The organism is Stenotrophomonas sp. ZAC14D2_NAIMI4_7, assembly GCF_003086675.1.
Classification (GTDB): Bacteria; Pseudomonadota; Gammaproteobacteria; order Xanthomonadales; family Xanthomonadaceae; genus Stenotrophomonas.
On sequence record NZ_CP025995.1, the window covers coordinates 1,685,764 to 1,710,625 of the forward strand.

23 protein-coding genes and 4 tRNA genes are annotated in these 24,862 nt (G+C 67.4%); 13 read left to right on the forward strand and 14 right to left on the reverse strand.

Annotation, left to right across the window (positions count from 1 at the left end; genetic code table 11):
- Positions 1 to 2,376 carry a TonB-dependent receptor gene (locus C1922_RS07875; protein ID WP_108749252.1) on the reverse strand — a complete coding sequence of 792 codons (2,376 nt, stop codon included), beginning with the start codon at positions 2,374 to 2,376 and terminating at the stop codon, positions 1 to 3.
- 232 nt (positions 2,377 to 2,608) lie between these two features.
- Between C1922_RS07875 and C1922_RS07880 the strand changes: the two genes are divergently transcribed.
- Positions 2,609 to 3,721: an alpha/beta fold hydrolase gene (locus tag C1922_RS07880; protein ID WP_108749253.1), complete on the forward strand. Its 1,113-nt coding sequence runs from the start codon at positions 2,609 to 2,611 to the stop codon at positions 3,719 to 3,721.
- A gap of 45 nt (positions 3,722 to 3,766) precedes the next feature.
- On the opposite strand, the gene C1922_RS07885 is transcribed toward C1922_RS07880, so the two are convergent.
- The gene (locus C1922_RS07885) at positions 3,767 to 4,468 is read right to left on the reverse strand and encodes a pirin family protein (protein ID WP_108749254.1); all 702 of its coding nucleotides are present in this window, start codon (positions 4,466 to 4,468) and stop codon (positions 3,767 to 3,769) included.
- Positions 4,469 to 4,607: 139 nt separating this feature from the next.
- On the opposite strand from C1922_RS07885, the gene C1922_RS07890 reads away from it, so the two are divergent.
- The gene (locus C1922_RS07890; protein WP_108749255.1) at positions 4,608 to 5,522 is read left to right on the forward strand and encodes a LysR family transcriptional regulator; all 915 of its coding nucleotides are present in this window, start codon (positions 4,608 to 4,610) and stop codon (positions 5,520 to 5,522) included.
- 627 nt (positions 5,523 to 6,149) lie between these two features.
- Here C1922_RS07890 and C1922_RS07900 read toward each other — a convergent pair.
- From C1922_RS07900 to C1922_RS07945, 10 genes are all read right to left on the reverse strand, one after another.
- Positions 6,150 to 6,226: transfer RNA gene (locus C1922_RS07900), tRNA-Arg, on the reverse strand.
- Between the two features lie 32 nt (positions 6,227 to 6,258).
- Positions 6,259 to 6,335 (reverse strand) — tRNA-Arg (locus tag C1922_RS07905).
- Between the two features lie 70 nt (positions 6,336 to 6,405).
- Positions 6,406 to 6,482, reverse strand: a tRNA-Arg gene (locus C1922_RS07910).
- Positions 6,473 to 7,399, reverse strand: a complete 927-nt coding sequence (locus tag C1922_RS07915) for an alpha/beta fold hydrolase (RefSeq protein ID WP_108749256.1) — start codon at positions 7,397 to 7,399, stop codon at positions 6,473 to 6,475. The genes C1922_RS07910 and C1922_RS07915 overlap by 10 nt, the downstream gene beginning before the upstream one ends.
- Entirely contained in the window at positions 7,396 to 8,205 is an 810-nt protein-coding gene (thiD, locus tag C1922_RS07920; RefSeq protein ID WP_108749257.1) for a bifunctional hydroxymethylpyrimidine kinase/phosphomethylpyrimidine kinase, read from the reverse strand. Before thiD ends, C1922_RS07915 begins: the two co-directional genes overlap by 4 nt.
- Before the next feature lie 110 nt (positions 8,206 to 8,315).
- A complete protein-coding gene (locus C1922_RS07925) occupies positions 8,316 to 8,984 on the reverse strand; it encodes a YoaK family protein (RefSeq protein WP_108749258.1) in 669 nt (222 codons plus the stop codon).
- A gap of 9 nt (positions 8,985 to 8,993) precedes the next feature.
- On the reverse strand, positions 8,994 to 9,503 hold the full coding sequence (locus tag C1922_RS07930) for a hypothetical protein (RefSeq protein ID WP_108749259.1): 510 nt from the start codon (positions 9,501 to 9,503) through the stop codon (positions 8,994 to 8,996).
- The gene (locus C1922_RS07935) at positions 9,500 to 10,900 is read right to left on the reverse strand and encodes a PhoH family protein (protein ID WP_108749260.1); all 1,401 of its coding nucleotides are present in this window, start codon (positions 10,898 to 10,900) and stop codon (positions 9,500 to 9,502) included. Before C1922_RS07935 ends, C1922_RS07930 begins: the two co-directional genes overlap by 4 nt.
- Before the next feature lie 81 nt (positions 10,901 to 10,981).
- Entirely contained in the window at positions 10,982 to 11,461 is a 480-nt protein-coding gene (locus C1922_RS07940; protein ID WP_108749261.1) for a peroxiredoxin, read from the reverse strand.
- Positions 11,462 to 11,540: 79 nt separating this feature from the next.
- Positions 11,541 to 12,101, reverse strand: coding sequence for a glycine cleavage system protein R (locus C1922_RS07945; RefSeq protein ID WP_005409051.1), 561 nt, complete (start codon positions 12,099 to 12,101; stop codon positions 11,541 to 11,543).
- A gap of 165 nt (positions 12,102 to 12,266) precedes the next feature.
- Here C1922_RS07945 and dapA point away from each other — a divergent pair, with 165 nt between their 5' ends.
- The gene (gene dapA, locus C1922_RS07950) at positions 12,267 to 13,160 is read left to right on the forward strand and encodes a 4-hydroxy-tetrahydrodipicolinate synthase (RefSeq protein WP_108749262.1); all 894 of its coding nucleotides are present in this window, start codon (positions 12,267 to 12,269) and stop codon (positions 13,158 to 13,160) included.
- Between the two features lie 32 nt (positions 13,161 to 13,192).
- Complete coding sequence (locus C1922_RS07955; protein WP_108749263.1) at positions 13,193 to 13,738, forward strand: hypothetical protein; 546 nt, start codon at positions 13,193 to 13,195, stop codon at positions 13,736 to 13,738.
- 126 nt (positions 13,739 to 13,864) lie between these two features.
- Here C1922_RS07955 and fdxA read toward each other — a convergent pair whose 3' ends face one another.
- On the reverse strand, positions 13,865 to 14,188 hold the full coding sequence (gene fdxA / locus C1922_RS07960; RefSeq protein ID WP_108749264.1) for a ferredoxin FdxA: 324 nt from the start codon (positions 14,186 to 14,188) through the stop codon (positions 13,865 to 13,867).
- Positions 14,189 to 14,433: 245 nt separating this feature from the next.
- On the opposite strand from fdxA, the gene xylB reads away from it, so the two are divergent.
- From xylB to C1922_RS07975, 3 genes are read left to right on the forward strand one after another with little or no spacing between them, the layout of a single operon-like run.
- Entirely contained in the window at positions 14,434 to 15,927 is a 1,494-nt protein-coding gene (xylB, locus tag C1922_RS07965; RefSeq protein WP_108751524.1) for a xylulokinase, read from the forward strand.
- A gap of 23 nt (positions 15,928 to 15,950) precedes the next feature.
- Positions 15,951 to 17,291, forward strand: coding sequence for a xylose isomerase (gene xylA / locus C1922_RS07970; RefSeq protein ID WP_108749265.1), 1,341 nt, complete (start codon positions 15,951 to 15,953; stop codon positions 17,289 to 17,291).
- A gap of 32 nt (positions 17,292 to 17,323) precedes the next feature.
- On the forward strand, positions 17,324 to 18,748 hold the full coding sequence (locus C1922_RS07975; protein ID WP_108749266.1) for a sugar porter family MFS transporter: 1,425 nt from the start codon (positions 17,324 to 17,326) through the stop codon (positions 18,746 to 18,748).
- Between the two features lie 349 nt (positions 18,749 to 19,097).
- Here C1922_RS07975 and C1922_RS07980 read toward each other — a convergent pair.
- A tRNA-Glu gene (locus C1922_RS07980) sits at positions 19,098 to 19,172 on the reverse strand.
- Between the two features lie 50 nt (positions 19,173 to 19,222).
- On the opposite strand from C1922_RS07980, the gene pcnB reads away from it, so the two are divergent.
- From pcnB to pgi, 6 genes are all read left to right on the forward strand, one after another.
- Positions 19,223 to 20,599 (forward strand): polynucleotide adenylyltransferase PcnB, encoded by a 1,377-nt coding sequence (pcnB, locus tag C1922_RS07985; RefSeq protein WP_108749267.1) that lies wholly within the window; start codon positions 19,223 to 19,225, stop codon positions 20,597 to 20,599.
- 3 nt (positions 20,600 to 20,602) lie between these two features.
- Complete coding sequence (folK, locus tag C1922_RS07990; protein WP_108749268.1) at positions 20,603 to 21,088, forward strand: 2-amino-4-hydroxy-6-hydroxymethyldihydropteridine diphosphokinase; 486 nt, start codon at positions 20,603 to 20,605, stop codon at positions 21,086 to 21,088.
- A gap of 34 nt (positions 21,089 to 21,122) precedes the next feature.
- Positions 21,123 to 21,938 (forward strand): 3-methyl-2-oxobutanoate hydroxymethyltransferase, encoded by an 816-nt coding sequence (gene panB / locus C1922_RS07995; RefSeq protein ID WP_108749269.1) that lies wholly within the window; start codon positions 21,123 to 21,125, stop codon positions 21,936 to 21,938.
- On the forward strand, positions 21,935 to 22,774 hold the full coding sequence (gene panC / locus C1922_RS08000; protein ID WP_108749270.1) for a pantoate--beta-alanine ligase: 840 nt from the start codon (positions 21,935 to 21,937) through the stop codon (positions 22,772 to 22,774). The genes panB and panC overlap by 4 nt, the downstream gene beginning before the upstream one ends.
- Before the next feature lie 142 nt (positions 22,775 to 22,916).
- Positions 22,917 to 23,297, forward strand: coding sequence for an aspartate 1-decarboxylase (panD, locus tag C1922_RS08005; protein ID WP_006432456.1), 381 nt, complete (start codon positions 22,917 to 22,919; stop codon positions 23,295 to 23,297).
- Entirely contained in the window at positions 23,294 to 24,805 is a 1,512-nt protein-coding gene (pgi, locus tag C1922_RS08010; RefSeq protein ID WP_108749271.1) for a glucose-6-phosphate isomerase, read from the forward strand. Before panD ends, pgi begins: the two co-directional genes overlap by 4 nt.
- The last annotated feature ends 57 nt before the right edge of the window (positions 24,806 to 24,862 follow it).

Consider the following 24,862-nt stretch of genomic DNA (forward strand, 5'->3'; position numbering starts at 1 on the left):
TCACAGATCCACACGGAAAGAGATGCCAACGGTACGCGGCGCGCCGATGAAGGCGGAATCGCGACCATCCACCCCTGCAAGATACCGCTTGTCGGTCAGGTTGCTCACCACCAGATTGGCGCCCATGCCCTTCAGGCGCGGCGACAGGCCCTGCAGGTCGAAGCCGATGTTGGCGTTGAAGACCGTGGCCGAGGGCAGCTTGTTGACGTTGGCCGCATCCAGGTAGCGGCTGCCCAGGTAGCGGCCGGACAGGCCGAAGTTCCAGTTCGTGCCCTGCCAGTCGGCCGACAGCACCAGGGTGTTCTGCGCCTGGCCGATCACCTTGGCGCCGTCGACGATGCCCAGCTCGGTATCGCGGGCGGCATCGCCACTGCCCAGATAGGTGGAGCGGTTGTAGGTATAGGCCGCGTTGACCCGCCAGCCGTTGTCCCAGCCATAGCCGAACGCTGCTTCCAGGCCATTGCTTTCCACGCCGCCGAAGTTCTCGTAGACGCCATCGGTCTCGTCCAGGTAGTCGATGCCACTGACCAGGCCGGCCGGCAGGTATACGATGCGGTTGTCGAAGCGGATGTTGTACAGGGTGACCGACGCGGTCAGCGGCCAGCGGCTGATGCGCAGGCCCAGTTCGATGTTGTCGGCGGTTTCCGGTTCCACGTTGCGGAAACGCTGCGGGTCGGTCTCGCCCAGCACCCCGGACGGGATGGCCGCGAAGTTCTGCGAGAAGCCGGCGAACAGCTCCATGCCTTCCGGGCCCGGGGCCCAGGTGAAGCCGGTGGACAGCAGCGGATCGGACTTCGAGTCGCTGCTGACCTGTTCGTTGGTACCGACGGTGCGCCGGCGCGACTGGTCTACGAAGAACTGCTTCACGCCCAGGCGAGCACTGAACGGCCCGAAGCGCGCCACATCCTCGATGTAGTACATCTGCTCATCGACCTTGTAGCGGTCGTCGAACTGCACCCAGTACGGCTGGTGGTCGAAGCCGATGTTCTGGCCGACGCTGAGCAGGCGGTGCCAGTCGCGGCGCGCCGTGCGGTCCAGCTTTTCCACCCACAGACCGCCGCGGATGGTGTTGTCCACGCTGCCGAAGGTCTGCCGCCATTCCACGTCAGCAGTCACGCCCATGCGGTCGTTGTCGTAATGGGTGTGGCGGTAGGACTGCGCGCCCAGCACGTTGCCGGCATAGCAGTTCGGATCGTACTCGGCGCTGAAGCCGGCGCGCGGCGTGCAGCCGGCAATGGGCTGGGCGGCGCTGCCGTCGGGGTTCACGAAGTAGATCTGGCCCAGGTTGCCGCCGCCGTACACGGTGCGGCCGCCCAGGTATTCCGATTCCGGGCGGCCGACGCCGTCGGCGCTGACATCGGCCAGGTACGGCGGCAGCCAGTCACCGCGGCCCTGCATGCGGTGGCCGTAGGCCGCCATCGAGGCCTTGAAGCCATTACCGCCGTCGAACGCGGCGCGCAGGTAGCCGAAGGTGTTCTCGCGCAGCGCGCGCGAACCGGAACGGTAGTTCTGGTCCAGGTAGGGAATGCCGGTGAGGGTGCCGACCAGGTTGTCGCGGTCGGGCTGGGTGGCGAAGCCCTGCGGGGTGACGCTGGTGTACTCCGGCTCGTCGGCGTCGTTGTAGGACAGGTAGCCGGTCAGCGTCCAGCGATCCAGTTCGGTGATGAACTTGCCGGCGATATGGTCGTTGCTGGCATGGCCGGTGCCGTCGATCCAGTCGTTCACTTCGGCCGACGAGGCGCTGATCCAGGCGCGGGTGTGGCCGCCCAGCAGGCCGGTGTCGTAGCGCACGTAGTACTTGCGCGCGTCGTTGTCACCGGCGCCGACCACGAAGCGCAGGCGGCTGTCGTGCAGCGGGTCGCTGGTGAGGAAGTTGAGCGTGCCGCCGAGTGCTTCGTTGGAGCGCGAGGATATATCGGCCGTGCCCTGGCTGACTTCCACCGTTTCCAGATCCAGGGTGTCGATGTAGCGGTTGGCCAGCGAGCCGCCGCCGTAGCCGGAGCCGCCGTTGGGCAGGCCGTCGATGGTGGTGCCGATCTGCTGGGTATCGCGGTTGGTGACAAAGCCGCGCATGCTGATCTGCGTGCCCCAGACCGACGAGCCGGTGGCATCGGCCTCGCTGACCACCACGCCCGGCACTTCATTCAGTGCATCGTTCACGCTGCTCATCGCCATCTGCCGGTTCAGGGTTTCCGCGCTGACCGCGGTCTTGGCGTAGCTGGTGGCCTGGCCGATCACCTGCACCTGGTCCAGGGTGCGCGCATCGGTGCTGGCGGTATCGGCGTCGGCCGCAGGCGCTGCGGCCATGGCATCCAGGGCGGGGGCGATCAGCAGGGCCAGCAGAGAAAGGCGGGGGAACGACGCACGCATGGGCATTGAGGGTGGACCTTGGGTGGGAAAGCCCGCGAGTGTCGGCAGTGCCAATGACATGGGGGTGACGTGAAGACGCAGGTTCGATGGCACTGCGGCGGCGGTCACAGCGCGGCCAAGGGGCAGGGCGCGGGCTGAACCGTGGCTGGGTTGTCATCAACTCGTCATGACAGTGCGATAGATGACAGGCCGTGACGCAGATAGCCTGTCGCGCTGTCGTCCCTTTCCCTTGATGCCCATGAAGCGCCTGCTGCTGCTCCTGCTGGCGTGCGCCGGCCTGTGGCTGGCTGCATGCTCCTCCTCGATCAATGCCGGTTCCACCTCGCTCAGCGACCGTCTGGTCGCGCCGGGTGGGGTCTCGACCCTGCTGGACCAGCCGCGCCTGCAGGCGGCCATTGCCGCGTTGCCCACCCGCCATGGTTTCGCCAGTGGCCGCGAGGGCGTACCGATCTTCTGGCGGGTGTTCGATCCGGGCGACTACGGTGCCCGCTACCACTACCTGCCGCAGCACCACCAGAATGGCCTGCCGCTGGACACCGGCCTGAGCCTTGCGCTGCCGCATCCGTTCCGCGCACAGGCGCCGCGCGGCACGGTGGTGCTGCTGCACGGCTGGATGATGAATGGTGATTCGATGCTGCCGTGGTCGCTGCAGTTGGCCGGGCAGGGTTACCGGGTGGTGACCCTGGACCTGCGCAACCATGGCCAGTCGGGCGCAGGACCCTCTGGCTACGGCACCTACGAGTCCGATGATGTGGTGGATGTGATCGCCGAACTGCGCGCGCGCGGCGAAATACGCGGCCCGCTGTACCTGTTCGGGGTGTCCTACGGCGCGGCCACTGCGCTGTTTGCGGCGGACAAGCTGGGTGACCAGGTCGAGGGTGTGGTGGCGATGGAGTCGTTCGCCAATGCGGGTGTGGCCATCCGCACGATGATTCCGCACCTGATGGCGCTGCAGCCGGAAGGGCTGAAGGCGCAGGCGATTGCCCGCTATGCCCGCTGGCGTTACGGCGGCCAGGATATCGATCAGGTGGTGGCCGCCGCCGGGCAGCGTCTTGATCTGGACCTGGACCAGGTGGACGTGGCCCGCGCTCTGGCCGATACCCGCGCCTGTGTGTTGCTGCTGCACGGCCAGGGCGACCAGCACATTCCGGTCAGCCAGGGCCGCGAGCTGGCCCAGGCCAATCCGCGTGCGCATTACATTGAAATGCGCGGCGAGGACCACATCACCCTGCCGCTGCGCCTGGACCTGCTGGCCGGGGTGGTGGATGACTGGATGGCGCGCGACGCGCAGCATCCGGCGGCGACCTGTCCGGCGCCGCGCCTGCCGGCGCAGGCGCATTGGCGGGCGTGAACCACTGAACCTGCGGTGCCACGCGGCACCGCAGGTTTCCGTGCCTTACAGCGGCAGGTCGAACACCAGCACTTCAGCGTCGTTGCCGTTTTCCAGGGTCAGCTGCGCTTCGTCGCTGACCTGCAGGGCATCGCCGGCTTCCAGGGTGATCCCGTTCACCTGCAGCTGGCCACGGGCCACCTGCACATAGGCGCCACGGCCGGTGGCCAGCGCATGGTGCAGCTTCTGCTCACCGTCCAGGATGGTGGCGAAGATGCGGGCGTCCTGCTGGATGCGCAGCGAACCGTCGGCACCATCGGGCGAAGCGATCAGGCGCAGCTGGCCGCGCTTGCTCTCCGGCGCGAAGTGGGTCTCGCGATAGGACGGCTCGATGTTCTCGCGATCCGGGAAGACCCAGATCTGCAGGAAGTGCACCGGATCGGTGGCCGAGTGGTTGAACTCGCTGTGGCTGACGCCGCTGCCGGCGCTCATCACCTGCACGTCGCCGTAGCGCAGCACCGAACCGGTACCCATCGAGTCCTTGTGCTCCAGCGCGCCGCCCAGCACGTAGGAAATGATTTCCATGTTGCTGTGGCTGTGGGTGCCGAAGCCCTGGCCGCCGATCACCTTGTCTTCGTTGATGACCCGCAGCGGGCCGAAGCTGACGTAGCGCGGGTCGTAGTAGCTGGCGAAGGAGAAGGTGTGGCGGGACGACAGCCAGCCATGCTCGGCCAGGCCACGGGTAGCGCTCTTGCGGATCTGCAGCATGATGATTCTCCTTGTTCGATGGTTTCGATGGGGCGGGGTGGGCCGGTGGCCGCTGTGTTTCCCCGTTGGAGAGAAGTATCTGCTTGCGCAGCGGGTTTGAAAAACGGATAGTTTTGACAGCCATCATCGAAAATTTCGAATGCTCAAGATCAGCCTCGATGCCCTGCAGATCCTGGATGCCATCGACCGCCGCGGCTCGTTTGCCGGGGCCGGCAAGGCCCTGCACAAGGTGCCGTCCACCATTTCCTACACGGTGGCCAAGCTGGAGGAAGACCTGGGCGTGCAGTTGTTCGACCGGGTGGGGCCACGCGCCGCGCTGACCGAGGCCGGGCGCGCGCTGCTGGACGAGGGCAGGCACCTGCTGCGTGCGGCCCGCGAGCTGGAGCTGCGGGTGCGCCGGGTGGCGTCGGGCTGGGAGGCGGAGCTGAGCCTGGCGGTGGATTCGATGTTCCCGACCTGGCTGCTGGGCCCGGAGATTGCCGCGTTCCGCGGTATCGAGGCGCCGACGCGCCTGCGGTTGTTTGGCGAGGCGCTGTCCGGCACGTGGGAGGCCCTGCTGGATCGGCGCGCCGACCTGCTGGTGGGGGCGGCGGGCGAGGGACCCAGCGGCGGTGGCTATGTGGTGGAGCCGCTGGGCAGCGTGGATTTCGTGTTTGCGGTGGCGCCGGGTCATCCGCTGGCGCAGGTGCCGGGCGTACTGGGTCGAGAGCATCTGGCCGAGCATTGCGCCATTGCGGTGTCCGATTCCGCGCGGCGGCTGCTGCCGCGCACCGTGGGCCTGCTGATGGGGCAGGAGATCCTGACGGTGCCGGACATGGCCAGCAAGCTGAAGCTGCAATGCCAGGGGCTGGGATTCGGTTTCCTGCCCGAGCCGTGCGCGCGCGCGGCGGCGGCGCGCGGCGAGCTGGTGATCCGCGAGGTGGAAGAGCCCAAGGCGGAAGAGACCTTCTGGCTGGCCTGGCGCACCGGCGAGGACGGTGCGGCCCTGCGCTGGTGGCGAGAACGGCTGCGCAGGCCAGAGCTGCTGGCGCAGTGGTGGCAGGCAATGGGGTAGACCCACGCCATGCGTGGATGAGGGTGTTGTCTGCAGGGCTGCGCCCTGCACCTGCTCAATGCAACGGCAACGGCAACGGCAACGTCAAAAGCTGGGTATCCGTGGGGTGGCGGGGCGGTGTCGGATTGCGGGGACGCCGCAAGTACGTCCCTGTAGGCTTGGCAGCCGCATCCATGCGGCTGACACCCCGCAATCCGACACCGCCCCGCCTCTGACAGCTCCCCGCTGCTGTTGGTAGGTGTCGACCTGGGTCGACACACATCTGTCAGATACCGATATGAATCTGGGGTCAGAGCCCGTTGCGTCGCAACGGGATCCGACCCCGTGCCGGCTGTTGGTAGGTGTCGACCTTGGTCGACACGGTAGATCCACGCCATGCGTGGATGAAAAAGATCGCGGGAATCTGTCGGGGTGGGGCAGTGTCGGATTGCGGGGTGTCCGCGGCATGGATGCCGCGGCCAAGCCCCCATGGAAGGGTTTACGGCATCCCCGCAATCCGACACTGCCCCGCCATCCCACGGAATGCACGCTCCTGACGTTGACGTTGCATTGAGCAGGTGCAGGGCGCAGCCCTGCAGAAAACACACAAAAAAAAACAGCAGGCCGGAGCCTGCTGTTTCGGTGTAATGGTGCGCCCGGAGAGATTCGAACTCCCGACCGCCTGGTTCGTAGCCAGGTACTCTATCCAACTGAGCTACGGGCGCCAATTACATAAACTTTTTGTGTTGATCGTGTGTGGTGCGCCCGGAGAGATTCGAACTCCCGACCGCCTGGTTCGTAGCCAGGTACTCTATCCAACTGAGCTACGGGCGCGCGGTACACAATCAATTTGTCACATCATTTTACTGCATCTTCCAGCGGCGGATGCCGGAAGCCTGTCGAGTGGTGCGCCCGGAGAGATTCGAACTCCCGACCGCCTGGTTCGTAGCCAGGTACTCTATCCAACTGAGCTACGGGCGCCCTGCGACAGGAGCGGAATTATGCGGATGTCGGCGGCCGACGTCAACGCTTTTGTGAAAATTTTCATTCAACTGAATGAAAAAGCCTTCCGCCACGGCGTCCGGGGCCTTCATCCATGCGAAGTGATCGGCACGCGTACCCAGTTCCTGCGCGGACAGCACGCGCACGCGTGAGGCCACATTCGGCAGCTTGGCCAGCAGGGCCTGCATCGAACCCAGCGGCGCGAACCAGTCATCGGCCATCAGCACTGCCTGCGCGGTGCCGTGGATGCGCGCCAGCTGTGCCTCCAGATCTTCGGCCATGCCGACAGCGGCGTAGCGGTTGTTCAGGCCCACCCGCGCCCAATCGGCGATCAGCCCGCGTGCTTCGGTGCCGCCAAAGCCCAGGCGGCGGCCGTGCAGTACGCCCTGGCGGCGCGCGATCCAGGGCAGGAAACGATAGAACAGCGGCAGCAGCCATCCGCGCGGGGGCGGGAAGGCGCGCCAGAACGGTGTGCCGCTGGCAGCCAGCCACAGGTGCTGGAAGCGATCCGGCACGCGGCCCGCATGCACGCAGGCCAGCTGCCCGCCCAGGCTGTGGCCGCCGATGATCCAGGGCACCAGCGTTGCTTCGTTGTCGTCGCGCGCCAGCACGGCCTGGCTGGCCGGCAGATCCTGTTCGAGAATCTCGCGGTAGCCCCAATCCACGTTCCTGGAGGGGCGCAGCGAGCTGCTGCCATTGCCACGCCACTCGTGCAGGTACACCGCAATGCCGCGTGCGGCCAGCGCCTGCGCCAGTGGCAGGTAATGGCGCGCGGCCACGCCCAGCGCCGGCAGCCACAGCAGGCGGGCCAGCGGCTGCGGCGGCACGCAGGCGATGATGTCGTACCGGTGGCCATCGTCGCTCTGCACGGCGAACGTGCGTGGCGTAGGGCTCATGCGTGCGGCGCCGCGCCGAAGTGGTCCAGTACCAGCACCTCACTGCGGCCAGGCGCATAGCCCTGCTGCAGCCCGCGCGCCACGTAGTCGATGCCCGCTTCGCAGGCGTTGCCCAGGCTCAGGCCGTTGCACAGCTGCGCGGCGATGGCCGAGGCCAGCGTACAGCCGGTGCCGTGTGCATCCAGCGGCAATCGCGCATGGATGAATTCTTCGCTGCTGACACCGTCGAAATAACGATCGACCACGCGGTTGCCTTCCTGCAGATGGCCGCCCTTGAGCAGCACCGCACCGGCGCCCAGGTCCAGCAGTGCCGCCGCCGCCTGTTCTGCCTGCGCGGCATTGCCGATGCGGTGGCCGACCAGCAGCTCGGCTTCGGGGGTGTTCGGGGTGATCAGCGTGGCCAACGGAATCAGGCGTTCGCGCAGCGCCTGCAGCGCGCTGTCTTCGAGCAGGCGCGCGCCGCTGGTGGCGACCATCACCGGGTCCAGCACCACGTGGGCGGGGCGGCGCTGCTCAAGTACCTCGGCGACCGCGTTGATCACCTCGGCATTGGCCAGCATGCCGAGTTTCACCGCGTGGATGTCGAAATCATCGAAGCAGGCGTCCAGCTGCGCGCGCAGGAAGTCGACTGGCGGCACATGCACTGCGGTCACCCCACGGGTGTTCTGCGCGGTCAGTGCTGCGATCACCGACAGGCCGTGCACACGGTGGGCGGCAAAGGCTTTCAGATCGGCCTGGATGCCGGCGCCGCCACCGGAATCGGAGCCAGCGATGGTCAGGGCGGAAACGGGCGTAGAGGGGCTCATCCGTCGATTGTGCCGTGGTCCCGCAGGTGCGGGTAGACTCAAACTTGCTCGACTGCCGTAAGCCGGGCCAGCGCCCTCTCCGCCGGAGAGGGATCTGACCCCAGGCACCCTCAATGCCGCCAGCGCGCCCATTGCTGGTACACCACGTAGACGATGCCGGTCAGGCCGGTCAGCAGCGCAGGGGCCAGCAACGCGTCGTACTGCCAGCGCATGAACAGCCAGGCGCCGATCACCCCGCCGGCCAGGAAGCCGCTGATGATCAGGCCGCTCAGGGTCAGCCGCCGCAGTTGCAGCGGCAGGCCGCGCAGCAGGTGGCCCAGGCCGATGCCCAGGTCGGTGAACATGCCGCTCAGATGCGTGGTGCGAATCACCGCGCCGCTGAAGGTGGTGGCCATGGCGTTCTGCAGGCCGCAGGCCATGGCCGCGGCCAGTGCGCCCCAGATCTGTTGCTGCTCAAACAGCGGGATGGCCACCAGCAGCAACATCGATTCAATTGCCAGCGCCACGCCGTAGCGGCGGCCCAGCTGCAGGGTGCTGTCCTGGATCAGCAGGCCGCTGAGCATGGCGCCCAGCGAGAAGGCGATCAGCAGGCCCCACAGGTGGCCCACCGCACGCCAGTCGCCCTGCGCCAATGCCATGCCCAGCTGGCTGGTGCTGCCGGTCAGGTGGCTGACCGCCTGGTGCTCGAAGCCCAGGAAGCCAACCACGTTGACCATGCCGGCCACGCACGAGAGCGCGACCGCGCCGATCCAGACCCAGGTGGGCAGGCGGATTCCCATGCCGCCGCGTCAGGGCGAGGACAGCTTGCCGCCGTTGAACTGCAGTTCGCTGAAGGTGGCGGTGGCCGGGTCGAATACCGCGCCCCAGAACTGGCGACCGCCATCGCACACGCGGATTGCTTCGCGGGCCGGATTCACGCTGCCATCGTCGGGCAGATGGAACGCATTGATGTAGATCAGCCGCTGGCCCGCGCTTTCAATGCCCACGTACTGGCGGTCGAAGTCCAGCACCTGCGGCACCTGTGCTTCCAGTGCGGACAGCTTCGCCTCCAGCTGGTCCACCTGCTGCCGGCTGGGCGCCCAGTAACCGCTGACCCGACCGGCCTCGCGGCCGGGGCTGGGCCGCGAGCAGGTATCCAGCACCTGCGCGGCGATGACCGGGCGGGTGACCACCCACGATTGGCCGGTGCGTTCGGCGGTGGGCACGCTGGCTGGCCCGCGCGTGGTGGTGCAGGCAGCGAGTGCGGTGGCGAGGGCGATCGCCACCGTGGGCAGCAACAGACGGGTGCAACGGTTCACAACACCTCCGAAGCGTAATCGGCCAGGCGCGAACGCTCGCCACGGCGCAGGGTGATGTGTGCGCTGTGCGGCCAGTTCTTGAAACGGTCCACCGCGTAGGTCAGGCCCGAGGTGGTCTCGGTCAGGTACGGGGTGTCGATCTGTTCGACGTTGCCCAGGCAGACGATCTTGGTGCCGGGGCCGGCGCGGGTGATCAGGGTCTTCATCTGCTTGGGGGTGAGGTTCTGCGCCTCGTCCAGGATCAGATAGCGTGACAGGAAGGTACGGCCGCGCATGAAGTTCATCGAGCGGATCTTGATGCGGCTGGCCAGCAGGTCGTTGGTGGCCTGGCGGCCCCAGGTGCCGCCTTCCTGGTTGTGCGTGAGTACTTCCAGGTTGTCGGTCAGCGCGCCCATCCACGGCGTCATCTTTTCTTCTTCGGTGCCGGGCAGGAAGCCGATGTCCTCGCCCACGCTCACCGTGGCGCGGGTCATGATGATTTCGCGGTAGCGCTGCTGGTCCATGGTCTGGGCCAGGCCGGCGGCCAGCGCCAGCAGGGTCTTGCCGGTACCGGCGGTGCCCAGCAGGGTGACGAAATCGATCTCCGGGTCCATCAGCGCGTTCAGTGCGAAATTCTGCTCGCGGTTGCGCGCGCTGATGCCCCACACGGCGTGGCTGCCGTGGCGGAAGTCATCGACCAGCGACAGCACCACCTTGCCATCGCCCACCACGCGGCTGACGCGCAGTTCCACTTCGTCTTCGCCGGGCAGGTAGACGTACTGGTTCGGATACCACTCCTCGCCATCCTGCGCCTGGATTTCGTAATGGGTGCGGCCCTTGTCGCTCCAGCTGCGCAGGTCTTCGCCGTGGCGCTTCCAGAAGTCTTCGGGCAGCTCGGTGGCGCCGGTGTACAGCAGGCTGAAATCGTCCAGCGCGCGGTCGTTCTCGTAGTCCTCGGACACGATGCCGGCGATGGCGGCCTTGATGCGCAGGTTGATGTCCTTGGAAACGAACACCACCGGCAGATCCGGGGTCTCTTCCTTCAGCGCCAGGATCGCGCCGAGGATGGCGTTGTCCGGAATGACCTTGCCGAAGCTCTTGCCCGCGTCGAAATGGCTGGTCTGGAAGCGCAGCTTGCCGGCGCTCTGCTTGCCTCGCAGCTGCAGCCCGTTCGGGCGCTGCAGCGGAATGCCGTCGGCCAGGTTGTCCAGGCCCGATTCCTGCACCAGCTCGTTGAGGAAGCGGCTTACCTGGCGCGCGTTGCGGCTCGCTTCAGAGGTGCCCTTCTTGCCGTTGTCCAGTTCCTCGATCACCTGCATGGGCAGGTAGACGTCGTGTTCCTCGAACTTGAACAGCGCGGTGGGATCGTGCATCAGCACGTTGGTATCCAGCACGTAGATGCGCTTGCCTCGGGTCATCGTCGTTTCCTGGTTACGGACAGGGAAAAACCACCACAGCCTGCAGGGCAGGGTGGTGGCGGACAGAGTGGGCGATGGGACTCACTTGGTTTGGGCGGCCTTGAGTTCGGCGAGGACGGCATCGGCGTGGCCAGCAACCTTGACCTTGCGCCATGCCTGCACGATACGACTGTCGGGTGAAATCAGGAAGGTGCTGCGCTCGATGCCACGTACCTGCTTGCCGTACATGTTCTTCAGCTTGATCACGTCGAAGGCGCTGCACAGGGCTTCGTCGCCATCGCTGACCAGCGGGAAGTTGAAACCCTGCTTGGCGCAGAAGTTGTCGTGCGACTTCACCGAATCGCGGGAGACGCCGAGCACGACCGCGCCGGCCTTCTTGAATCCGGGCAGCAGCGCGTTGAAGTCGATGCCTTCGGTGGTGCAGCCCGGGGTGCTGTCCTTGGGGTAGAAGTACAGCACCAGCCACTGGCCGGCGTAGTCGCCGAGGGTGGCGTGGTGGCCGCCGGACAGGGCCAGCGGCAGGGAGAGGGTGGTGCTGTCCAGGGTATCGCCGTTGTTCATGAGGTCCTTCTGTCGAGCCTGGGTTGTTTCTACGACAATTGCATGAAACGCCACGCGCCCGTGAGAGGCGCGCGAAGAATCAGAATTTCATCGGGTCCATGATCGCGTCCAGGTTCAAGTGGTCGCAGAATTCAAGGAAGTCATCGCGCAGCGCGGCGATGTGCATGTTGGCCGGCACGCCGATGGTCACCTGCGCGCTGAACATTTCAGCGCCGGTCTGCATGGCGCGGTAGCGGGTGCTCTGCAGGTTCTCGATGGTGATGCCCTGGCGGTCGAAGAAATCGGCCAGCTGGAACAGGATGCCCGGCTTGTCGGCGGCGATCACTTCCACGATGTAGGGCAGCAGGTTGGACTGCGCCTGCTTGGCGGCGGTGCGGTACCAGACCAGCTTCAGGCCTTCCTCGCGCTCCAGCCGGGTCAGCATGGCTTCCAGCTTGGCCACCGAATCCCAGGAGCCGGTGGCCAGCGCGGTTACCGAGACATCGCGGCCAACGGTGGCCAGGCGTGCGTCGACCAGATTGCAGCCACTGTCGGCGATGCGGCGGGTGACAGACAGCAGGGGGGACTCCGGATGCGTCGTATAGGCGTTGATCAGGAGGTGGTTTTCGCTCGGCGCGGGGCGCGGGGTGGTGTCGGTCAAGGCGATTCCGGGTAATGCTTGGGGTGAGTCTGAATGCCCGCCGGGGGGCGGGAATCCACCGGTGTCCAGCATACTTGCCCGTGGTTTCGCGCCGCAAGTAACATTCAGGTCGCCCCCGCCCAGTAATGGCGGGCGTTTCCCTTCCCAGCCAAGAGCAGCACGTCCTTGTCCCTTTCCGGCCTCATCACCGCGCTGGCGACCCCGTTCCGGGCCGACGGCTCCCTCGATCCCGACGGTTGGCAGCGCCTGCTGCACCTGCAGCTGGAGGCGGGCGTCCAGGGCGTTGTCGTCGCTGGCTCCACCGGCGAAGCCGCCACCCTGTCCGATGCCGAGTACGACCAGCTGCTGGCCAGCGCGGTCGAGCGCATCGGTGGGCGCATTCCGGTCCTGGCCGGCACCGGCCTGTCCGGCACTGCCAAGACCATCGAACAGACCCGCCGCGCCGCCGCGCTGGGGGCCAGCCATGCGCTGGTGGTCACGCCGCCGTACGTGCGCCCGACCCAGGCTGGCCTGATCGCGCATTACCGCGCCGTGGCCGACCAGGGTGGCCTGCCGGTGGTGCTGTACAACGTGCCCGGCCGTACTGGCTGCGACATGCTGCCGGAGACCGTGGCCGAGCTGGCCCGCCATCCGAACATCGTCGGCATCAAGGAAGCGGTGGGCGACACCGGCCGGGTGCAGGCGCTGCTGGCGCTGTCGGGCCCGGATTTCGCCGTGCTGAGCGGCGATGACGGCACCGCTGCCCGATCGATCCAGGCCGGCATGGATGGCCTGGTCTCGGTCGGCTCCAACGCGCTGCCGGGTGCCTACCGCCGCATGTGCGCGCTGGCTGCCGCCCACGACCATGAAGCGACCGAATCGTGGGATGGCCGCCTGCAGCCGTTCCATGATTTCTGTGGCGTCGAGCCCAACCCGATTCCGGTGAAGGCGCTGCTGCGCCGGATCGGCATCGGCCACGATCTGCGCCTGCCGCTGCTGCCGCTGTCGGCCGAGCATGCGCCGGCCGCCGACCATCTTGCCGGCGACATTGCCGCCCTTGAAGCCCTTTCCAGCCACTGACCTGTCGTCGTGGCCTGATCCAGGAGATCCACATGCGTCAATCCGTTTCCACTGTCCGCGTGCTGTCCTACGCCCTGCTTGCTGTCGCCGTTGCCGCCGGTACCACCGGTTGCTTCAAGCGCGGTGCCAAGGGCGACTACGCCCTGGCCCCTGAAATGCGTCCGCTGGAAGTGCCGCCGGACCTGAACCTGCCGGCCGGTGCGGGCAGCAACCAGATGCCGGCGCTGGGCGCAGCCCCGCAGCAGGCCGCGCCGATGGCCCCGGCCGCGCCGGCTGCACCGGCCGCCGCTGCGGCGCCGGCTGCCAACAACACCGGCTTCATCGTGCCGGGCAGCAAGGATGAGGCCTTCACCAAGGTCGGCACGGCGCTGGAGGGCCTGGAAGGCGTGACCATCGCGACCCGTGCGCAGCTGCTCGGCTCGTACGACGTGGCCTTTGAAGGCAGCAACTTCCTGGTGCGCGTGGTGGCCGTTGATGCCGGCGCATACATTTCGGCCGTCGACCCGCGTGGCCTGCCGGCCACCGCCGAAGCGCCGGTCAAGCTGATCGCCGCACTGAAGGCCAAGCTGGCGCCGTAAGCGCCGGGCCATGCCTTGCGATGGTAGGCGTCAACCTTGGTTGACGCTCAGGTGCCAACCAAGGTGGGCACCCACCCATGAAAAAGGGCGCCAATGGCGCCCTTTTTCCTTGCAGCCGCTGGCGTCTCAGCGCTCCAGCAGCTTCAGCTTGTCCGGCTTGCCGTCCCAGTCGCCGGCATCGGCGGGCGGGTCCTTGCGCACGGTCAGCACCGGCCACTCTCGCGCCAGTTCGGCATTCAGGCCCACGAACACTTCCTGGCCGGCGGGCACATCGTCTTCGGGGAAGATCGCGTTGACCGGGCACTCCGGCTCGCAGAGGGTGCAGTCGATGCACTCGTCCGGGTCGATCACCAGGAAGTTCGGGCCTTCGTGGAAACAATCCACGGGGCACACTTCCACGCAATCGGTGTGTTTGCACTTGATGCAGTTTTCGGTGACGACAAAGGGCATAAGGGGGGAGGCAGATCCGTCTTCAAGCGGACAATTCTAGAACAGGTTGACCGCGCGCGCTGCCGTTGCGCGCATCGGCGTGCTTGAACGCAGCGATTGCCCGGTCGCTGCCTGCTGCGACCGCAGGCATGCCCGCCCGCTTTGCCGCAGTGCACATTGCCAAGCCGCCGACGGCCCCGGCAGACTCGATGTCCATCGGTGGACATCTGGTGGGTGACAGTGCGGATCGCAGCGAAGGGCAGGGCATGAGCGTGTATCTGGGCATCGATGCCGGCACCCAGAGTGTGAAGGTGGTGGCCTATGACGCGCAGGCACGGCAGGTGCTGGCGCAGCAGGCGCGGACGCTGTCGCTGACCGCCACCGACGACGGCGGGCGCGAGCAGAACGCGGCCGACTGGGTACAGGCGCTGGTGCAGGCCATCCAGGCCTTGCCGGGCAGCCTGCGCGCGCGGGTGCGCGGGCTTGCAGTTTCCGGCCAGCAGCATGGCTTCGTACCGCTGGGCGCGGACAACCGCGCGCTGGGGCCGGTGAAACTGTGGTGCGACACCAGCAGCAGCGAGCAGTGCGCGCAGATCGTGTCGGCCATGGGCGGGGTGGCGGCCTGCATTGCCGAAGCCGGCAATGACCTGCGCGTGGGTTACACCGCTTCCAAGCTGCGCTGGACCCGCCAGCACCGGCCGGGCGTCGATGCGGCTCTGGACGGCATCGCGTTGCCCCATGATTATCTGAATCTGTGGCTGACCGGGCAGCGCTTCATGGAGGCCGGCGATGCCTCCGGTACCGGCTGGCTGGATGTGCGCCGGCGCACCTGGTCGGCGCCGATGCTGGCGGCCACCGATGAGCGGCGCGATCTGGCCGGACTGCTGCCGCCGCTGGTCGCGCCCGACCAGGGGTTCGCCCTGCTGCCCGCGGTGGCGGCGCTGCTGGGCCTGCCTGCGAACACCCGCGTGGCAGTCGGCGGTGGCGACAACATGATGGCGGCCATCGGCACCGGCGCGGTGCGCGAAGGACGGCTGAGCATGAGCCTGGGCACGTCGGGCACGCTGTTTGGCTGGAGCGCCACGCCGCGCATCGATTCGCAGGCACGCTGGGCCGCGTTCTGCGCCTCCGACGGTGGCTGGCTGCCCCTGATCTGCACGATGAACTGCACCGTGGCTACCGGCCAGGTGGCCGCGCTGCTGGGGCAGTCGCCCGCGCAGTGCGAAGACCTGCTGGCGCAGAGCGCGCCCGGCGCCGAGGGGCTGGTGATGCTGCCGTTCTTCAACGGCGAACGCAGCCCGGACCTGCCGTTGGCGCGCGGCGCCCTGCACGGGCTGGACCTGCACAACCTGGGCCCGGCCAACCTCTATCGCGCCGCGATGGAAGGGGCCAGCTACAGCCTGCGCCTGGGCTATGACGCCCTGGTCGAGGGCGGGCTGCAGGGCCAGCGCCTGGTGCTGACCGGCGGCGGCGCCAACAGCCCCGGCTGGCGGCAGATGATCGCCGATCTGTTCCAGCTGCCCGTGGTCGTGCCCGTGCAGGCCGAAGGCGCCGCGTTCGGCGCTGCGCTGCAGGCGCTGTGGCTGTGCGAGGGGCAGGGCGGGGCACTGGCCGATCTGGTCGATGAGCACCTGCAGTTCGATGCCGGCCAGGCCGCGCAGCCCGATCCCGCGCGCGGCGCCCTGTACCAGGCCGGTTACCAGCGTTTCGTCCACCACCTGCAGGCACTGACGCCGTTGTTCCAGCAGCGCCTGCCCTGATCCCGAAGAAGGAAGCATCGTCCATGGCAACCCCGTTCCATGTTGGTCAGCGTGAGTACTTCCCCGGCATCGGTCGCATCCCCTTCGAGGGCCGCGACTCCGACAATCCCCTGGCCTTCAAGGTCTATGACGCGCAGCGGCAGATCGGCGGGCGCAGCATGGCCGAGCATCTGCGCTTCGCGGTGGCCTACTGGCACAGTTTCTGTGGCGCCGGGCAGGACCCGTTCGGGCCGGGCACCCGCGCCTACCCCTGGGACCAGGGCGATACGCCGCTGGCCCGTGCCGAAGCGCGCTGCGATGCCGCCTTCGAATTCTTCACCAAGCTGGGCGTGCCGTACTGGTGCTTCCACGACGTGGACCTGGCGCCCGATGCCGATGACATCGGCGAGTACCGCGCCAACCTGGCGCACATGGTGGACCTGGCCGGCCAGCGCCAGCAGCAGACCGGCATGAAGCTGCTGTGGGGCACGGCCAACCTGTTCTCGCACCCGCGCTACATGAACGGTGCGGCGACCAACCCGGACTTCGCCGTGGTGGCGCGTGCCGCCGTGCAGGTCAAGGCCGCGCTGGAGGCCACGGTGGCCCTGGGTGGCAGCAACTACGTGTTCTGGGGCGGCCGCGAAGGCTATGCCTGCCTGCTGAACACCGACATGAAACGGGAGCAGGCCCACCTGGCGCGGTTCCTGGCTGCAGCACGCGACCACGGCCGCAGCATCGGCTTCGAAGGCACGTTCCTGATCGAGCCCAAGCCAATGGAGCCGATGCACCACCAGTACGATTTCGACAGCGCCACCGTGGTCGGCTTCCTGCGCCAGCATGGCCTGGATGCGGATTTCAAACTGAACATCGAGGCCAACCACGCCACGCTGTCCGGCCACACCTTCGCCCATGACCTGCAGGTGGCGGCCGATGCCGGGCTGCTGGGCAGCATCGATGCCAACCGGGGCAATCCGCAGAATGGCTGGGATACCGACCAGTTCCCGACCGACCTGTACGACACGGTCGGGGCGATGCTGGTGGTGCTGCGGCAGGGCGGTCTGGGCCACGGCGGGCTGAATTTCGATGCCAAGGTGCGGCGCGAATCGACCGACCCGCAGGATCTGTTCCTGGCCCATATCGGCGGCATGGACGCCTTCGCCCGCGGCCTGGAAGTGGCCCATGCGCTGCTGCAGCAGTCGCCGCTGGAACAGTGGCGGCGCGAGCGCTACGCCAGCTTCGACCAGGGCCCAGGCCAGGCGTTCGCGACCGGCCAGCTGGGCCTGGATGCGCTGTGTGCACTGGCCGAACAGGGCGACCCACTGCGCCAGCGTAGCGGCCGGCAGGAAGCCTATGAGAACCTGCTGAACCAGTACCTGCTGCGCTGAGCGGCAGGCCCATCCTTTTTGCGGAAGACCCAATGTCCACAGCGATTCCTGCAAACGCCGGCACGCGCGGCGAAAACACTGCCTTCATCGTCCTGATCAGCTGCGTTGCCACCCTCGGTGGCTTCCTGTTCGGCTTCGACAGTGGCGTGATCAACGGTACGGTCGACGGCCTGCGCCAGGCGTTCAATTCCAGCGAGGCGGCCCTGGGCTTCGAGGTGGCATCGATGCTGCTGGGCTGCGCCATCGGCGCCTTCGTGGCCGGGCGTCTGGGTGACCTGCTGGGCCGTCGCAGCGTGCTGATCATTTCGGCGGTGCTGTTCCTGCTGTCGGCGCTGGGCGCGGGCGCGGCGCATGCTTCGTGGCTGTTCGTGGCCGCACGCATGGTCGGCGGTTTCGCAGTGGGCGCGGCCAGCGTGATGTCGCCGGCCTACATTGCCGAAGTGGCTTCGGCGCGCTATCGCGGCAAGCTGGCCACGGTGCAGCAGATGGCGATCATCAGCGGACTGTTCGCCGCCTTTCTGAGCAACTACCTGCTGGCGCGCGCGGCCGGTGCGTCCACCGAGCCGCTGTGGCTGGGGCAGGAGGCATGGCGCTGGATGTTCTGGATGCAGGCCATTCCCTCGCTGCTGTTCCTGGTGCTGCTGCTGACCATTCCCGAGAGCCCGCGCTTCCTGATGGCCAAGGGCCGGCAGGCGCAGGCCGAAGCGGTGCTGGCCCGCCTGTACGGGCCGGCCGAGGCACGGGTGAAGCGTGGAGAGATCGAGGGCAGCCTGGCCCAGGACCAGCACCGGCCCACGTTTGCCGACCTGAAGGACAAGGCCAGCGGCAAGCTGCGTGGCATCGTCTGGGTGGGCATCGGCCTGGCGGTGCTGCAGCAGCTGGTGGGCATCAACGTGGTGTTCTACTACGGGGCTGTGCTGTGGCAGGCGGTGGGCTTCTCGGAAAACGACGCGCTGCTGATCAACGTGCTGTCCGGTGCGCTGAGCATCGGCGCCTGCCTGGTGACGGTGCTGCTGATCGACCGGATCGGCCGCAAGCCGCTGCTGTGGATCGGCTCGGTGGGCATGGCGGTGTCGCTGGCGCTGATGGTGGTGGCGTTCGCCAGTGGCAGCCTGGTGGACGGGCGCCTGCAGTTGTCCGACGGCATGGGCCGGCTGGCGCTGGTGGCGGCCAACGTCTACGTGGTGTTCTTCAACATGTCCTGGGGCCCGGTGATGTGGGTGATGCTGGGCGAAATGTTCCCGAACCAGATCCGCGGCTCGGCGCTGGCCGTGGCCGGCGCGGCGCAGTGGACATCGAACTTTGCCATCACCGTCACCTTCCCGATGCTGCTGGCCGGCATCGGCCTGGCCGGCGCATACGGCATCTACACCCTGGCCGCCTTCCTCTCGATCTTCTTCGTGGTCCGCTACGTCCGCGAAACCAAGGGCAAGGAACTGGAGCAGATGGAAGGCTGACGGCCGACCTGCGCTCCAGCGCCTTCCTTTTCCGTGGGGAGGCGGCCTGCCCCCTCCTGACAGTTTCATGGTGTGCGCGGCAGCCGCGGGCCACTGGCCGATTGCTGCCGCAGTGCGCGATCAACTTTCCGGAGACGGTGGGGTCACCCAGGCCAGGACCGCAGGCGCCATGGATGGCGCCTACGAGCCCCCATGGATGGGTTAACGGCGTGTCCTGGCCTGGGTGACCCCACCGGCTCATGCCGATAGCAAGCCGGCGCCACAGCGACCAAGCACCCGAAGCCATCAACCCCCGGAAAACAGAAAAGCCCGCACATTGGCGGGCTTTTTCGGTTCCTGCTGCGGCGACTGGTGCTCCCTAGGGGACTCGAACCCCTGTTTTAGCCTTGAGAGGGCCACGTCCTAACCACTAGACGAAGGGAGCATGTATGTCGCTGCCGAGGCAGGAGCGGTAGTATAGGTACCTCGATGCCAATGGGCAATCCCGAAACTTCAACCGGAAGCGCCAACATCATTTCCCCTGCTCCATCTCCGTTCAGCCTGCGCGTCATTCCGCGCGACCAGCACACGATCTCCCGCAAGGAGATCAGCCCGAACGCCCTGCGCGTGCTCTACCGCCTGCGCGATGCCGGTTTCGGCGCCTACCTCGTGGGCGGCGCAGTGCGCGACCTGCTGGTCAATGGCCAACCCAAGGACTTCGACGTGGCCACCGACGCCACGCCCGAACAGGTCAAGCAGCTGTTCCGCAACTGCCGCCTGATCGGCCGCCGTTTCCGCCTTGCCCACGTGGTCTTCGGCCGCGAGATCATCGAAGTGGCCACCTTCCGTGCCAACAGCGATGACGGCAGCGGCGACCGCGAAATGGAAAACGGCATGCTGGTGCGCGACAACGTCTATGGCACCATCGAAGACGATGCCGTGCGCCGCGACTTCACCTGCAACGCCCTGTACTACGCCATCGAGGATTTCTCGGTGCGCGACTACGTCGGCGGCTTCGAGGACGTGCAGGCACGCCTGATGAAGCTGATCGGCGATCCCGAGCAGCGTTACCGCGAAGACCCCGTGCGCATGCTGCGCGCGGTGCGCCTGGCGGCCAAGCTCGGGTTCCAGATCGAACAGGGCACCGCCGCGCCGATCCCGCAGCTGGCCGGCCTGCTCAACGAAGCGGCCCCGGCACGCCTTTTCGAAGAGGTGCTGAAGCTGTTCCTGTCCGGGCACGGCGTGGCCAGTTTCGAAGGCCTGGAGCGCTACGGCCTGCTGGACGTGCTGTTCCCGGAAAGCGCCAAGGCGCTGAAGTCGAACCGCACCGGCGCATTGCGCCGCATGCTGGTGGAAGGCCTGGCCAACACCGATGCGCGCGTGGCCAACGACGAACCGGTCTCGCCGGCGTTCCTGTTCGCGCTGCTGCTGTGGCCGGCCTACTGCCGTGCCCAGGCCACACTGCTCAAGCAGGGCGTGGCCCCGGAAGAAGCACAGCGGCGCGCCGCCGACCGGGTGACGGTGCAGCAGCTGAGCACCATCGCCCTGCCGCGCCGGTTCTCGCTGCCGATGCAGGAAATCTGGCTGCTGCAGTCGCGCTTCAGTTCGCGCCAGCGCAAGCGAGTATTCCGCACACTGACCCATCCGCGCTTCCGTGCCGCCTTCGATTTCCTGTCGCTGCGCCAGGTGGCCTCGGCCGAGCACGAAGCCGATGTGCAGTTCTGGCGCGAGGCGCAGGCGCAGTCGGGGAACGAGCTGGAACACTCGCTTGATGCCATGCACGCCGAGGGCGGCGACGAAGAGGGCGGGGCGCCGCGCAAGCGTCGCCGTCGCCGCCGTCGCAGTGGTGGCCCGGGCGGCGCCGCCGAGTAAGACATGACCGTTGCGTGGATAGGCCTGGGTGCCAACCTGGGCGATGCGGCGGGCACGGTCCGCGCGGCGATTGCCGCGCTGGACACGCTGGCCGGCACGCGCCTGCAGCGGGCATCGCGGCTGTATGCCACGCCGGCCTGGGGCAACGAAGACCAGCCGCCGTTCGTCAATGCGGTGGCGGCCGTGGATACCGCGCTGGCGCCGCTGGACCTGCTGCAGGCCCTGTTGGCGCTGGAGCAGCGTTTCGGCCGGGTGCGCGACCCGGCCGTGCACTGGGGCCCGCGCGCGCTGGATCTGGACCTGCTGCTGTACGGCCAGCAGACCGTGGACGCGCCTGCGCTGCAGGTGCCGCATCCGTACCTGCACCAGCGCGCCTTCGTGCTGGTGCCACTGGCTGAAATCGCGCCGGAACTGACCATTCCCGGCCATGGCAGCGTGCAGGACGCAGTGATGCGGGTCGATGCCTGCGGGATCGCGCCGATAGGGTGATAATGCCCGGGTTATCTCCCCCGGTTATCAGCACATGAGCACCCACGCAGACAGCAAGCCCTGGACCGTACCCGCGCTGGCCGAAGCCAAGCGCAATGGCCAGAAGCTGGTCATGTTGACCGCCTACGACGCAGGCTTTGCCCGCACTTTCGACGCCAATGGCGTGGACCTGATCCTGATCGGCGATTCGCTGGGCATGGTCGTGCAGGGCCACGATTCCACCCTGCCGGTGACCGTGGCGGACATGGTCTACCACACCCGTGCGGTGTCGCGCGTGCTGCAGCGGGCGCTGCTGGTGGCCGACCTGCCGTTCGGCGCCGATGCCACCCCGGAACGTGCGCTGGACGCCTCGCTGCAGCTGCTGCAGGCCGGTGCCGAGATGGTCAAGATCGAAGGCGCCGGCTTCAAGGTCGACATCGTGCGCTACCTGGTGGAGCGCGAGATTCCGGTGTGTTCGCACCTGGGCCTGACCCCGCAGTCGGTGCTGCGCCTGGGCGGCTTCAAGATCCAGGGCCGTGGCGATGCCGCGCGCCAGCTGGTGGAAGACGCCAAGGCCGTGGCCGCCGCCGGTGCCGCGCTGATCGTGCTCGAATGCATGCCGACCCCGGTGGCCGCCGAAGTGACCGCCGCCGTTGGCGTGCCGACCATCGGCATCGGTGCCGGCCCGCAGTGCGATGGCCAGGTGCTGGTGATGCACGATTTCATCGGCCTGGACAGCGGCCACCGCCGTCCGAAGTTCGTCAAGGACTTCCTGGCCGAAGGCGGTTCGGTGGCCAGTGCCACCCGCGCCTACGCCGATGCCGTGCGCGACGGCAGCTTCCCCGACGAACAGCACGCCTACGCCCAATGATCCAGATTTTCAACGAACTTGGCGCACTGCGCGAGCAGATCGCACAGTGGAAGCAGCAGGGCCTGCGCGTGGCGCTGGTGCCGACCATGGGCAACCTGCATGGCGGCCACCATTCGCTGGTGGCCCTGGCCCGTCAGTACGCCGATAAAGTGGTGGCCAGCATCTTCGTCAACCCGACCCAGTTCGGGCCGAATGAGGACTTCAGCCGCTATCCGCGCACGCCCGAAGCCGACGTGGCCGGGCTGGAGCAGGTCGGTTGCGATGCGGTGTGGCTGCCCAGCGTCGAGGCGATGTACCCGCTGGGCGTGGACAAGACCACGCAGATGCACGCCCCCGGCGTGAGCGAAGTGCTGGAGGGCGCCAGCCGCCCCGGTCACTTCGATGGCGTCTGCACGGTGGTCGCGCGCCTGTTCCTGCAGGTGCAGCCGGACGTGGCCGTGTTCGGCCGCAAGGACTACCAGCAGCTGGCGGTGATCAAGCAGATGGTGGCCGAGCTGTCCTTCCCGATCCAGATCGTCGGTGCCGAGATCGTGCGTGACGACGATGGCCTGGCCAAGAGCTCGCGCAACCAGTACCTGGATGCGCAGCAGCGACCGCTGGCCACCACGATCCACCGCACCCTGCTGGGCATGCGCGAAGGCTACGTGGCCGGGCACACGCGGGCGCAGATCGAAGCCGATGCCACCGCGGCGCTGCAGGCCGCCGGCTTCCAGGTCGACTACGCGGTGCTGCGCACCCCCGAGCTGGCCGAGCCGACCTTCGACGGCGGTGGCCGGGTGGCGCTGATCGCCGCCCGCCTGGGCAGCACCCGGTTGATCGACAACCTGGAATTCTGATGTCTACGGGGGCGGATCCCTTTCCCGGTGGGAAAGGGCTCTGGCCCCACTTCCAGCCTGCTACCTGAACAAGTTGCCAGCCGTGATGTCCGGCGCCACGCGGGTGCTAGAATCCCCGCTTTCCTTTGCGTTGTGCCGTGCCATGCACCTGTCCCTGCTGAAGACCAAGATCCACCGCGCCACCGTCACCCATTCCGAGCTGAACTACGAAGGTTCCATCGCCATCGATGACAACCTGCTGGCTGCCACCGGCATCCGCGAGTTCGAGCAGGTGCACATCTGGGACGTGACCAACGGTGCGCGCTTCTCGACCTACGCCATCCGTGCCGAAGCCGGCAGCGGCGTGGTGTCGCTCAACGGTGGCGCTGCACGCCACGTGCAGGTCGGTGACATCATCATCATCGCTGCGTTTGCCAGCATGACCGAGCAGGAAGCGGACAGCTTCAAGCCGAAGCTGGTGTACGTGGACGGCAACAACCAGATCACCCACACCAACGACACGATCCCGACCCAGGCCGCATGACAACGAACAACGGATTCGACTCGCTGCATTCCCACGCCCAGCGCCTGAAGGGCGCAAGCATTCCCAGTCTGCTCGCCGCCGAACCCGGCCGTGTACAGGACCTGGCGCTGCGGGTCGGTCCGTTGTATGTCAATTTCGCCCGGCAGAAATACGATGCCGCGGCGTTGCAGGCGCTGTTGGCGCTGGCTGCCGAGCGTGATGTCGGCGGTGCCATCACGCGCCTGTTCCGCGGCGAGCAGGTCAACCTGACCGAAGGCCGCGCCGCGCTGCACACCGCGCTGCGTGGCGATGGGGTCGATGCGCCGGTGGCGGCCGAGGCCTATGCCACCGCGCGCGGGATCCGCCAGCGCATGGGCGTGCTGGTGCGCGCACTGGAAGACAGTGGCGTGACCGATGTGGTCAGCGTCGGCATCGGTGGCTCCGACCTTGGCCCGCGTCTGGTGGCCGACGCGCTGCGTCCGGTCACTGGCGCGCGCCTGCGCGTGCATTTCGTGTCGAATGTGGACGGCGCCGCCATGCAGCGCACGCTGGCCACGCTGGACCCGGCCACCACCGCCGGCATCCTGATTTCCAAGACCTTCGGCACCCAGGAAACGCTGCTCAACGGGCAGATCCTGCACGACTGGCTGGGTGGCAGCGAGCGCCTGTACGCGGTCAGCGCCAACCCCGAGCGTGCGGCCAAGGCCTTCGCCATCGCCGCCGATCGCGTGCTGCCGATGTGGGACTGGGTGGGTGGCCGTTATTCGCTGTGGTCGGCGGTCGGTTTCCCGATCGCCCTGGCCATCGGCTTCGAGCGTTTCGAGCAGCTGCTGGACGGCGCCGCGCAGATGGATGCGCATGTGCTGGACGCGCCGCTGGAGCGCAATTTGCCGGTACTGCACGGCCTGACCGACATCTGGAACCGCAACGTGCTGGGCCATGCCACGCACGCGGTGATGACCTATGACCAGCGCCTGGCGCTGCTGCCGGCCTACCTGCAGCAGCTGGTGATGGAAAGCCTGGGCAAGCGCGTGCAGCGCGACGGCCAGCCGGTCACCACCGACACCGTGCCGGTGTGGTGGGGCGGCGCGGGCACCGATGTGCAGCACAGCTTCTTCCAGGCGCTGCACCAGGGCACCAGCATCATCCCGGCCGACTTCATCGGCTGCGTGCACAACGATGATCCGTACACGGTCAACCACCAGGCGCTGCTGGCCAACCTGCTGGCGCAGACCGAGGCGCTGGCCAACGGCCAGGGCAGCGATGACCCGCACCGTGATTACCCGGGTGGCCGCCCGAGCACGCTGATCCTGCTCGACGCGCTGACCCCGCAGGCGCTGGGCGCGCTGATCGCCATGTACGAACACGCGGTGTACGTGCAGTCGGTCATCTGGAACATCAACGCATTCGACCAGTTCGGTGTCGAACTGGGCAAGCAGCTGGCCAGTGGCCTGCTGCCGGCGCTGCAGGGCGAGGATGTGGCGATTGCCGATCCGATGACCCGCGAGATCCTGGCGCAAATCCGGTAGCGCCGGGCCATGCCCGGCGAACGTAATGCCCGCCCGCTAGCGCCGGGCCATGCCCGG